General features: G+C 29.5%; 6 protein-coding genes. 3 read left to right on the forward strand and 3 right to left on the reverse strand.

Features of this window, described 5'->3' with window-relative positions:
• Positions 1 to 409: 409 nt before the first annotated feature.
• Complete coding sequence (locus tag KO494_RS02910) at positions 410 to 2,707, reverse strand: type IA DNA topoisomerase (protein WP_215966099.1); 2,298 nt, start codon at positions 2,705 to 2,707, stop codon at positions 410 to 412.
• A 97-nt stretch (positions 2,708 to 2,804) separates the two neighbouring features.
• On the opposite strand from KO494_RS02910, the gene KO494_RS02915 reads away from it, so the two are divergent.
• On the forward strand, positions 2,805 to 3,743 hold the full coding sequence (locus KO494_RS02915; protein ID WP_215966100.1) for a pyridoxal-phosphate dependent enzyme: 939 nt from the start codon (positions 2,805 to 2,807) through the stop codon (positions 3,741 to 3,743).
• 111 nt (positions 3,744 to 3,854) lie between these two features.
• The gene (locus KO494_RS02920) at positions 3,855 to 4,316 is read left to right on the forward strand and encodes a cold-shock protein (protein ID WP_215966101.1); all 462 of its coding nucleotides are present in this window, start codon (positions 3,855 to 3,857) and stop codon (positions 4,314 to 4,316) included.
• Between the two features lie 89 nt (positions 4,317 to 4,405).
• On the opposite strand, the gene KO494_RS02925 is transcribed toward KO494_RS02920, so the two are convergent.
• Both KO494_RS02925 and KO494_RS02930 read right to left on the reverse strand, forming a co-directional pair.
• Positions 4,406 to 5,680, reverse strand: a complete 1,275-nt coding sequence (locus KO494_RS02925) for a mechanosensitive ion channel family protein (RefSeq protein ID WP_215966102.1) — start codon at positions 5,678 to 5,680, stop codon at positions 4,406 to 4,408.
• A gap of 968 nt (positions 5,681 to 6,648) precedes the next feature.
• The gene (locus KO494_RS02930) at positions 6,649 to 10,407 is read right to left on the reverse strand and encodes a hypothetical protein (protein WP_215966103.1); all 3,759 of its coding nucleotides are present in this window, start codon (positions 10,405 to 10,407) and stop codon (positions 6,649 to 6,651) included.
• Positions 10,408 to 10,525: 118 nt separating this feature from the next.
• On the opposite strand from KO494_RS02930, the gene KO494_RS02935 reads away from it, so the two are divergent.
• Positions 10,526 to 12,379, forward strand: a complete 1,854-nt coding sequence (locus KO494_RS02935; RefSeq protein ID WP_215966104.1) for a hypothetical protein — start codon at positions 10,526 to 10,528, stop codon at positions 12,377 to 12,379.
• Position 12,380: the final 1 nt, after the last annotated feature.

Raw genomic sequence — 12,380 nt, forward strand, 5'->3', positions numbered from 1 at the left:
TATTATTGGTACTTTTTATTTATTATATAATACAGTCTATTTACTGTCATTCCTGCGTAGGCAGGTGTTTTTGTAATATTCATTATGTACTGTCATTCCTGCGCAGGCAGGAATCTAAAGACTATTGTTACTTGTATGTGAATGGATTCCTGCTTTCGCAGGAATGACAATAGTCAATGCAATTTAATTATCAAGAAGGAAGTTACTTCAAGGTATTATTGGTACTTTTTATTTATTATATAATACAGTCTATTTACTGTCATTCCTGCGTAGGCAGGAATCTAAATACTGTTGTTATTTATATGTGAATGGATTCCTGCTTTTGCAGGAATGACAAACGTGTATAGATTTTGTTTATTGTTTATATGTGGATTCCTACTTTGGCAGGAATGACAACAGTCAATGTAAATTAATTACTTAATATTTTAAACACAAGTTCCTTAGTTAACTTTTCACCTCCTGCTTTTTTTCTTAAATCATCAAAAGTAAACACAAAATCACAACCCGTTTTATAGGCTGAACAACCATAAGCGGTTTTTCCTTTTATAACCGTTCCTTTTTTGCATTTAGGACATATTAAGGTATCTGGAATTTTAGTAGTAGCCGTTTTTTTAGGTTCTAAAACCAATTCGAAGTTTTCATTGAATCGAAGTAATCCATCTACTTTACCTGTATCTGTTTTAAAGCCTTTTAGGTTAACAGTAGATCCTTTTTGTAATAAGCGAATAAATTGTTTTTCGGATATCTTTTTACCTTTAAAAGAAAAAGGTAAAACAAATTTGCAACCCTTACTGTAGTTTGCGCATCCGTAAGCCGATTTTCCTTTAATAATAGACCCACTTTTACATTTAGGGCATTTCTCTGAAGTTATTCCTGCGGAAGTATTTGTTGCTTTTTTTGTAGTTTTCTTACTTGCTCCAGCAGGTTTATTATTAACAGAAGATATATTAGCTTTTTTTGTTTCGCTTCTAACTTCATACACCAAACGATCTACCATTTGTTTCATCTGCTTGATAAAACTTCCAGCACTGTAAGTTCCTTTTTCAATATCTTTTAATTGCTTTTCCCATTTACCTGTAAGCTCGGCAGATTTTAGCATTTCATTTTGAATGGTATCAATTAGCTGAATTCCTGTTACTGTTGGAATAACTTGTTTTTTATTTCGTTTTATATACTTTCTTCTAAAAAGGGTTTCTATAATATTTGCACGTGTAGAAGGACGACCAATTCCATTTTCTTTCATTAGCTCACGCAACTCATCATCATCTACTTGTTTCCCTGCTGTTTCCATAGCTCGAAGAAGAGAAGCTTCTGTATATTGTTTTGGTGGTTTGGTTTGCTTTTCTAAAAAGGAAGGTTCATGTGGTCCTTTTTCTCCTTTCTCAAAAGCAGGTAATATTCCTGTTTCTTTGGTTGTGCTATTGGGTGTTTCAAAAACAATTCGCCAACCTTTTTCCAGAATTTCCTTTCCTGTGGTTTTAAATTTTACCTTTTCTGCTTTTCCAACGACTGTGGTGTTAGACACTTTACAATCTGGATAAAATACTGCAATAAAACGACGCACAATAATATCATACACTTGTTGTTGGTTGTATTGCAGGTTCATTTGTTGTCCAGTAGGAATAATCGCGTGGTGATCGGTAACTTTACTATCGTCAAAAACCTTTTTAGTTTTCTTTAATTTTTTACCATGCAGTGGTTCTGTTAGTGCTGCATATTTGGTTAGGTTTTTTAATATTCCTGGTACTTTTGGGTACACATCATTTGGTAAAAAGGTAGTATCTACTCTTGGGTAGGTTACCACTTTTTGTTCGTATAGTTTTTGAACAATCTTTAATGTTTCGTCTGCACTAAATCCAAATTTTGTATTACAATATACTTGTAATCCTGTTAAATCAAATAGTTTGGGTGCATATTCATTACCAGCCTTTTTTGTAATAGAAACAATCTCAAAATCATGTTGCTTTACAATAGATGCTAGTTTTTCTCCATCTTCTACTTTAAGAAAACGACCTTCTTCATAACTAAATAAAGTTTCGCGATACATGGTTTGCAATTCCCAGTAAGGTTGTGGCTTAAAGTTTTCAATTTCTTTAAAACGATTAACCAACATGGCAAGGGTAGGAGTTTGCACTCTTCCTACAGAAAGTACTTGTTTGTAGCCACCATGTTTTACGGTGTACAAACGTGTTGCATTCATACCTAAAAGCCAATCACCAATAGCCCGAGAAAATCCTGCGTAGTATAAATTATCATAATTTTCTGAAGGTTTCAAGCTGCTAAAACCTTCTTTTATTGCTTCGGTTGTTAAAGAAGAAATCCATAGTCTTTCTACTTTACCTTTATAACCTGCCTGGTTTATAACCCAACGTTGTATAAGTTCTCCTTCTTGTCCTGCATCGCCACAATTTATAACCACATCTGCTTTATCAAATAAACTCTTTACAATTTTAAACTGTTTTTTTATTCCAGAATCTTTAGAAACCTTGGTTTCAAAGCGTTCGGGTAACATGGGCAGATTGTTAAGATCCCAACTTTTCCAATGCGGTTTATAATCGTTAGGTTCTTTTAATGTACAAAGGTGACCAAAGGTGTAAGTTACCGCGTATCCATTACCTTCATAGTAACCATCGCGTTTAGTATTTGCTCCTAAAACAGAAGCAATTTCTCTAGCAACACTTGGTTTTTCGGCAATACATACTTTCATTGACAGTTTTTATTTGAAGTCGCAAAGTACATAATTTTCGGTTTTTTTTATAGAACAACTCTTGAAAAGTATTAGTATATTTCCTTTTTTTTACGCCATGAAACATAAACAAGCCATATTAGCAAGTTATAAAAGAATTGCTCCTTATATTCACAAAACGCCAGTACTTAGCTCTCTAGGAATTAATGACATTTGCGAAACGAATTTATTTTTTAAATGTGAAAACTTTCAGAAAATGGGAGCATTTAAAATGCGTGGAGCCACTAATGCTATCTTACAATTAACCAAAGACCAACGCAGTAGAGGAGTGGTCACACATTCTTCAGGAAACTTTGCGCAAGCACTATCTTTAGCCGCTAAAAGTTTGGGCGTAACTGCTTATATTGTGATGCCTGAAAACGCACCACAAGTAAAAAAAGATGCTGTTTTAGGCTATCATGGAAAAATTACCATTTGCAAAGCTACGCTTGAAGCTAGAGAAGCTACTTCTGCACAAATAGCAAAAGAAACAGGAGCAACTTTTGTACATCCTTCTAATGACATAGATGTTATATATGGAAATGCAACAGCAGGTTTAAAATTTTTACAGGAAAAACCAAATTTAAATATGGTAATTGCTCCTGTTGGAGGAGGAGGTTTATTAGCAGGAACTGCTTTGGCAACACATTACTTTGGTAATAATTGTGTAGCTATTGGAGGAGAACCTAGTGCTGTTGATGATGCATACCGATCTTTGCAAAGCGGAAAAATAGAAGTTAATACAAACACAAATACCATTGCGGATGGCTTAAGAACAAATTTAGGAGATATTAATTTTCCTATTTTGCAAAAGTATGTAGATAAAATTATTTGCGTAGATGAAGCCAGTATTTTAGAAGCCATGAAGCTTATTTATGAGCGTCTTAAAATAGTTGTTGAACCCTCTAGTGCTGTAGCTTTAGCTGTTGTTTTAAGAAACAAAAAACACTTTGAAAACAAGCAGGTTGGTATTCTCCTTTCTGGCGGAAATGTAGATTTACAAAAACTACCTTATTAATTATAATTACCAAATACTCTGTAAAAGTAAGCTCTAATTTTTGCTTACCAGTAAGGAAATCAATATCTTTGAGGCATATTAACAAGTAAAAAATACATTTTAAGGTAATTAATGGCAAAATCACAACAGACATTTAACAAAAGCGAAAAGGAGAAGAAACGTTTGAAAAAACGTGAAGATAAGCGTAAAAAAATGGAAGCTCGAAAGGCTGAAAAAGAAGCAAACGGTACAGAAGGAATTCAGTTTGCGTACGTTGATCATAATGGTAACTTAACAGATACTCCACCAGATCCTGCTTTAAAAGTTAAAGTAAAAGCTGCCAATATTGAAGTAAGTATTCCTAAAACATTAGAAGGAGATAAAGAAGCATTTGACCCTGTAAGAACAGGTAATGTTTCGTTTTTTGATACCTCTAAAGGTTTCGGGTTTATTATAGATTCTGAAAACAATGAAAAATACTTTTGCCATGTTAGTGGTTTAATAGACCAAATAACAGAAGGTAATAGAGTTTCTTTTGAACTTGAAAAAGGTCAACGTGGTATGAATGCAGTAAAAGTAAAAATACTGAAGTAGTTTTACTCACAATACAATATTAAAAAAAAGCTTCTTATAAAATAAGAAGCTTTTTTTTGTTTACACTTTAATTTTTAACTCGTAAGTGTTTAATTACTAGCATTAGTTTCTGCTGCTATTGTTGTTGATAATTCATATATCTCTAAATCAAAATAAGGTATTGCAGACAGGCTGTGATCAAAGATATCTGAAATAATATATTCGTAATTTTCCCAGCGTTTATCTTTGCTAAAGGCATAGATTTCAAGAGGTAAACCTTGTGGTGTTGGAGCTAATTGACGTGTCATGATGGTCATGTCTTTGTTAATTGCAGAATGATTTTCTATATACAGCTGTATATACTTTCTAAAAACACCTAAATTGGTAAGGTTTCTACCATTAATTAAAACCGATTTATCTATGTTATTTTCTGTATTATACGCATCAATAATACTTTTCCTTTCTGTTAAGTAACTAGTAATAAGTTGAATTTTTTGTAGTTTATTAATATCCTCATCAGTTAAATAATGTACACTAGTAGCTTTTATAATAATAGACCTTTTAATTCTTCTACCACCAGAATCACTCATTCCGCGCCAGTTTTTAAAAGAATCTGAAATAAGTGCATAGGTAGGAATAGTGGTAATGGTTTTATCAAAATTTTGCACTTTTACTGTAGAAAGATTAATTTCTATAACATCACCATCTGCACCATATTTTTCAAAGGTAATCCAGTCTCCAATACGCACCATATCATTTATAGATACTTGAATACTAGCGACAAAACCAAGAATGGTGTCTTTAAAAACTAAAAGAATAATAGCAGAAGCAGCACCAATTGTGGTAGCAAATTTCCAGAAAGATATTCCTGTAATAATGGCAAAAATAGAGAAGAGGCCAAACATCCAGGCAAAAATCATAAATACTTGAATGTAACTATCAATAGGTTTGTCTTTAAAACGAGGGAGTGTTTTAAAAAAGTCTTTTAGGGTATTTAAAAAACTACGAACCACCCAAAGTGCTAGTACAATACCAAATACTTTTAATCCTTTTTCTATAAAATTTTCTAGATATGGAAAATCATCAAACACAGTTGGTATAAACTCTAAAGCAATAATAAGTGGTATAATATGCGCTATATTACGAGGGACTTTATTTTTAACAAGTATGTTATCAAATTTAGATTTGGATTTAATAGCAAAAAGATTAAAAGCTTTAATTATTATTTTTCTAATAATAAAGTCAATAATAAAAACCACAATAAATAAAGCGATAAACAAACCAAGCATATTAAGATACTTTGCTGTATTGCTAGAAATACCTAATTGTATTAGGTAATCGTATAAAAAATGTTTTATAGTTGTTAGGTTATTAAATGTATGCATATAATTAATTTATACTACAAAAGTACTTTATGTTTTACACCTAAACGAATGTATTAATTTTTTATTAACGCTTATTTTAGCCTTAAAAATTAAAAAGCTTTATAAGTTATAAGATTGGTTAAGGAGGTAGTAACAAAATATTCTATTTTACATAATATTAATTATAGTACAAATTATAAATAGGTTTATCCGGTGGATTAAGCTATTTATAACACAGATGGCGTGCTGGAGAAATTATGATGTTTAGTACTACACATTCTATTTATAAAAAAAATGATAGCTATAATTCTATATTATGTAAAATATCCCAGAAGCATTCGTTTTCATAAGATTAATTGGAACTTGGGTCATTAGACTAATAAGCGGTTTGCTTCGCAGCGTTTAAAAAACATTTGTATCTATAATTAGCCGTTATGTAAAATAGCCGCCACCAAGCGCTCGATTGCTTTTTAAAAATTTAAATGCCCAATATGGCATTTATTTTTAAACACAATTTCCAACCGCTTTGCCAGCGCCAAAAAAAAGCTAACTTTTAGATGTTATCATAATTCTCGTAATTGGGTATTTATTGGTAATATTTTTTTCTACGCGATTCTCGTAAGCTTGCCATAAGAGCTTAAATTTTAAGAAAAATAAAATTCCAAGCACTTATTCTATTCTCGTTACCGTTTAATCTTTTTTAATTGTAACTTCTAATATTATGTAAAATAGAAATTAAAGATTTGAACTTCTTAAGTTTTCATTCTTATCTTTTTTTCTTGATAAAAAAAGAAACAAAAAAATCAAGACTGCATAAACTTTTGGAAACAATTACGGCTCGTTACGCTATATTTTAGGAAACATTGTAACTTCTTAAGATTGCTTTGAAATTGTTGTATAATTAGAATTCTTAAATACAGTATTACTAGACCCCTAAAATATACACGCTCCACTCACCTATTGTTTTAGCCAAAATTTTATGAGGTCGTTTAGAATCTATTCGGCATTATAAATTTCCTCATCCTTTCAGATTCTGCTCTTCTATATTGCTCTTGTATCTTACTCTTTATATAGCTTTTGATAGGAATAATGACAAGTTTATTATGAAACCTATCGACGCTTTCGAGAAGGTTTCCCCATTTTTTCGCATAAAGTTCTCCCCAAATCACTTCTCCCATTTGAACTCCCGCATTTCCAATCCAATCAATTTTCTTAAAGAAATCCAATCCAGAATTTATATTTAAAAAATGATGAAGTAGTTCTTCATACTGTTCTATTAAACACTCTTTTACAGTGTCAAATATAATTTGAATACAATCACTATCCAATGCATTTTTGGTTATATAACTTTTAATGAAAACAAACGCATTTTGCTTTTGCTCATCGTTTTTTAAGTTATGAAACAAAGCCGATACAGAATGCTCACCAAGCCCAATATATTGTTCTTTTTCAATTAATAATTTTATTATATTTTCAATATTAATAGTGTCTTTTGGGTTATCCCAAATAAATGATATATCAAGACTTTTTACATCTCTATGAACATCATATTTGGTGTAAAAATGAGAGAAAAAGTCAAAAAGAAATTTTGGATACTTATTATAAATACTTTTAAACCCTTTTTTCTGGTAATCAAAAGACGATCCTGATTTTCCAAACTCAAATTGCTGAAAATATGATTTTTTAATCAGGTCAAAATCATCTTTAAAAATATCTAAATTATCTGTAAATGGGTAGTCAGAGAAGATAATTCTAATTGATTCTTTTTCGATTTTATTAGAAATAATATCAATTACTTTCTTTAGAAAAAGCTTATCAATGATAAGAAATTTTGACAATTGATCTAAATATAAATAGCTTGGTTTAGTAATACTTTTTATAGTATTCAAAGCTTCATTATAATAGTAATTATCAATATGTTCTTTCGGTAATCTAACTAAAGAATCTAGTTTCCAACTGATACTATTTTCATTTTCCCAGTCATTAAGTAGTTCCCAAAGTGATAAGGACCATTCTTTTGTTGCATTATTTATGGTAAACAAGGTTTTATATAAGGTTCTTATATCATAGTTTTTATCTAAATACTGCTTAAGCAAACTGAATCCAACTTCATTATTATTTTTGAAATTTTCAGAAATAATTATATCAATTGAGTTTTCAATTTGTGAATTACTATTCTTACTAACTTTTAGAACATTTTCAATCGAATCAAAAAATGAATTAAAATTCGCACTACTAGAAAAAGTGAAATTTTTCTTTAGGTTTTCCGTTTTGAGTTCTTCATACTTTCTCCAATCTGTATAGTCATATTCATCTCTATCTCTCAATCTATTCCAGTCAATTTTTCTAAAGTTTCTATATTCAAGTGTATTGAATTTTGATTCTAATTTTTGGTATGACAAATCTGTAATTTCTTTTTCACGATTTAATGAACTTATAAGATCATTAACAACATAAGTTTCATTAAAAGATTTTGATGAAAAATGTTTTGAAATAAATGGAATTAATATTGATAAGTCAAAATCAATTATTTTAGGGTTCCTATTTCTATATTCAGGTTTATACTCATTTATAACTGTCACTACTTCACCTCTACTTCCATTAAAACAGTAAAATAGAGTTTCCCAGATATCCTTTCGAATTTCTCTTATTTCTTTACTATCTGTAATTGGATAATCATAAAATGTAATTGAATTTTTTCTTCCACCATGTGTAATATGGAATGAATGTTTCAAAAAGGTTTTAGCTAATTCAAAGAAAGCGACAGAGTAATGATGCAAGCCTTCTTTAATTTTTTCTTTCATTAAATTTATGAACGTAGATTGCCTCTTGTATGCATATTTTTCATCTGGCTCATCAAACAATAAAGTTTCTCTAATTCTTCTTACAAATTCTGGCAAATGTTCAGGTCGCTTCCTGACGTATTCAAATCCGAGTTCAATGGAAGGTATAAATGAATCACTATAATTTCTATAAAAACGTGATAAATAATCTAAAGTTTGTTCTCTATTATGAACGAAGTCATTGGTTTCATAAGATCCAGAATATATAGGATTTTTAGGCTCTTCAATTAAGTTTACTTTATTTAAGAAGAAGGATAATGTTGCATCTGGTTTATAAAACCAAAAAACATCTAAAAATTCTAATAATTTTGAATTATCATCTTTATTTATAACAATATATTTATCTATAACAGGATTGATTTTAGATAAAACCTTTTCATAACCAAACGAATTATTTGCAGGTATAATACTATCCTTAATATGATATTTGTCTGTTTCAAAATAATTAAATAGTAGAGTTTCAAAAGATAATAATCCATCTCTTATGAAAACTATATAGAAGAAGTATGTTGCCATTACTTGTTCTGAAATACGAATATGATTATATTGAATTTCTACAAGTTCCTTTTGGTGTAATAACTCAATTGCTTCATTGAATTTATAATAATCCAAATTGAAGTCTAATAGTATTTTATTTATAAAACTTCTGTTTTCTCTATCAATTGTGAAGAAAAATGAAACAAGTGCTAAAGACTTTAATAAGTCTTTATTTGAAAACAAATCAAAATCAATTGCATAGCTTTTAAAATAGGATTCGAACAAGTCTCCAACATCTCCAAGTAAAAATTCTATTTCTTTTTCTAAAGCTAAACGAGCTCCCATAATTGCAAGACGTGCATTTCCGTCTGCAATTTGAACAATCTTTTTTTGATATTTACTATTTATAATTTTAAATGAATCACTTTTTAATATGTCTATTATTTCCTCATCAGAAAACTTTGGTATATCTATAGTTTCAACATCAAAATCGTGACTTAAATTATAAATATCTGATAGAGCATAATTCCTAACAGTTATAATTAACTTTAAATTTCCTTTTCTTTTTGATTTAAAAAAACCAAAAATCTGTGATAGGTTTGGTAATTGTCTATTAGCGTCATCAATCAAAAGTATATAGTTTTTATCCTCTTTCAATTGAATTTTTAAATCCTCATAAATATCAACATCTTTTTTTGCAATTACATAAGATATATATGAAGGGTTTTCGTTTTTAAAAACATTAATGGCTTCTATTCCAATCTTTGTTTTACCAACTCCTGCTGCTCCTGATAATATCAATAAATTTTTTGAATTTAATATGGCTTGAATACTATCAAGTTCCAATTTTCTATGAAAAAACAAATTATCTAAAGGTGTAGATAATTGATTAGCTTTGTTGTTATACTCACTTATAAAAACATCAAAAGGTAGAATTTGCCCAGTATCTAAAGACATTCCAAGAAAATCTCTTGCTAATGAATAATATTTAGACATAATATCTAAAGCAATAGTATCAATACCTATCAATTCTAGATTTATCTTTTTTTTCGATGCATACTTTTGTAACGAAGTCTCTTCAGAGACTTTAAGTCTACTATTAAAACATACAATTATTTTATGAACTTCATTTATTTCAACACCAGTTTTAGATTCATCCAAGCACTTGTCAATATCCTCTTTTATTTTTTTGACTATTGCTGTCGCTTGTGTTGTATATTCAATGTAAGCCAATTTATTACCAGATATTCTCATAAATGAGTCTGGTGTACCAATTATTGTTTTCAACTTTCCTAATTGACTTCCTGTACGATTCAAACTTGAGTATTCATTTTCTCTCATAACCAAGTAAGTATCACAAAGATTTTGAAATCCAGCTCCATCTATAGCTAAAAGCTTTTGTTCTAATAATTGTAATCGTCCAGACATATTTTTGTTATTATTTAAATTAAAATACTACTTTAATTGATTTCTTATTAATTTTATTAACGCTTATTTATTAAAATAGAAATACATTTATATTCTCATAAAAAAAACTAATATAGAATTGAAAATACCAGAATTTAATAAAGATTTCTTCTGCATAGCAAATATTGATGAACCAATATTATCTGCAATAGTTTCAAGTTATGCAAACAAGAAAGGTTTTTACACTCCAATGTTCGAGTTTCCTTCTGTAACAGCAGCTGATAATAATCAATCTGTTTCAGCGATTGATGAACATCATTTAACAAGAAATAGAGCACGCCAATTAAGCATAAAAATAGGAAATACTATTAGAAGATTGAGAGGTTGTGATAATATTTTATTAATAGGGTTAACAAAAGACCAACGCAGTTATTTGAAGTTTCCAAAAGATTATAATATTATAGAAATTAATGACATCAGTGACGCTACTTTTATATTGGGTTCAATGGTTGAAAAGAGTAATACTTTAAGCTGTAAGGAAAGTCAAATTTATGTTGGTCTTGTTGAAGCAATGTCAAGTGATTCTATTTTGCATATTGACGATAATGCTGATGATGTTGTTCATGAATTAAATAATAATGGTGGTATTGTTGTGATTGAGAATGTTGAAAAGGTTGGAGTTGTCATTGCAATAAATTATGGGATATCAATTAACGCTAATATTTTTTTAACGAATCCTTTAAAAATTGATAAGCGAAAAATTTCAACTCTTATCGATGAATGGAAAAATGGAGATCAAAATTCCTTTAACGATTTGAGTTCTTTTGTTTACCCAAACATTGAAACTATAGAGTTTAAGGATTATGATTTTGCTACTTTTTTTACCGAAGGTGCTCCTTATTCACTTATTCTTAAAAATGTTATCCCATTCTCACATGTGCATCTTCATTTAAATCCAGATTTTTTCATTTTTAATAATTTGTATTTTGAGGCTGCTCAAACTCCATATTCAGCAATAGTTTTTTCTCCATTAGAGTTTAAAGATGAAGAAACAAATTTTGTAATTGATGAACTCACAAAAAAGAGTTATTATGTAAAAGAGTTAGTTGGTGAAAATGCAACATCTCACAATATAAATTACCACGTAAGAGAATACCCTTTTAATTTATTGCATATATGTAGTCATGGTGGTGAAGTTGATGGTTATAGTGTTAAGCATAAATTTATTGATAGTAATGGAGATGAACATATTGTGGAATATGATGAAGTTGTTAGCTTTGCTCCATCAAAATTAGAAGAAAAAATTCCCGTAACCTCGAAAAAGATTTGGAAAAAATTCGATGGTTATGTTTGGAGAAGTAAAGAATTAAAAGCTATTGAATTTCCTCAATATGTGTATGCAGATATGCTCAATTCTACGAGGAATATTGATAAGGAAGAAAGAAAACCAAAAAAAAACATATCAAATTCGTGTGCAATTAAATGCTCTGATTTTAATTATCAAGCAATGTTTCACCATTTAGCTGCATCGCGTTCTCCATTGATTTTTAATAATACTTGTTGGTCTTGGTCTGACATAGCAGATTCTTTTATTGCTGTAGGTGCAAGAGGATATATAGGAACGCTATGGAATATTAACAATAGCGTAGCTGTAAAATCAGCCGAAGTATTTTATGAAAATTTATTCAATACTACCATATTAGATGCATTCTCAAAATTAACTCAAGAAACTATATCATGTAATGATGAAGATATTTATATATTTTGGGGATTACATTTTAGTACATTTAAACAAGTAACAGATGTACAAATATCAAAGAATACAGTAGTGTTAAAACTAATAGAATCATTAAACGTTTGGAAAGAAAAACTTGAAAACACTTCAGACGTACCAATGAGAGAAAATATAGAAAGAATAATTAATTGGATAGCTCATGAATTGGCCACAAATTATAAAAAGGAAACTTTACTTTTAACAAATAACCTTAATTAGT

Source organism: Lacinutrix sp. C3R15 (assembly GCF_018860825.1).
GTDB lineage: Bacteria > Bacteroidota > Bacteroidia > Flavobacteriales > Flavobacteriaceae > Oceanihabitans.

Excerpts from the sequence above, each read along its gene's own strand:
- KO494_RS02925 (WP_215966102.1), bottom strand. The coding sequence starts at position 5,680 with ATGCATACATTTAATAACCTAACAACTATAAAACATTTTTTATACGAT.
- KO494_RS02930 (WP_215966103.1), bottom strand. The coding sequence starts at position 10,407 with ATGTCTGGACGATTACAATTATTAGAACAAAAGCTTTTAGCTATAGAT.
- KO494_RS02920 (WP_215966101.1), top strand. The coding sequence starts at position 3,855 with ATGGCAAAATCACAACAGACATTTAACAAAAGCGAAAAGGAGAAGAAA.
- KO494_RS02915 (WP_215966100.1), top strand. The coding sequence starts at position 2,805 with ATGAAACATAAACAAGCCATATTAGCAAGTTATAAAAGAATTGCTCCT.
- KO494_RS02910 (WP_215966099.1), bottom strand. The coding sequence starts at position 2,707 with ATGAAAGTATGTATTGCCGAAAAACCAAGTGTTGCTAGAGAAATTGCT.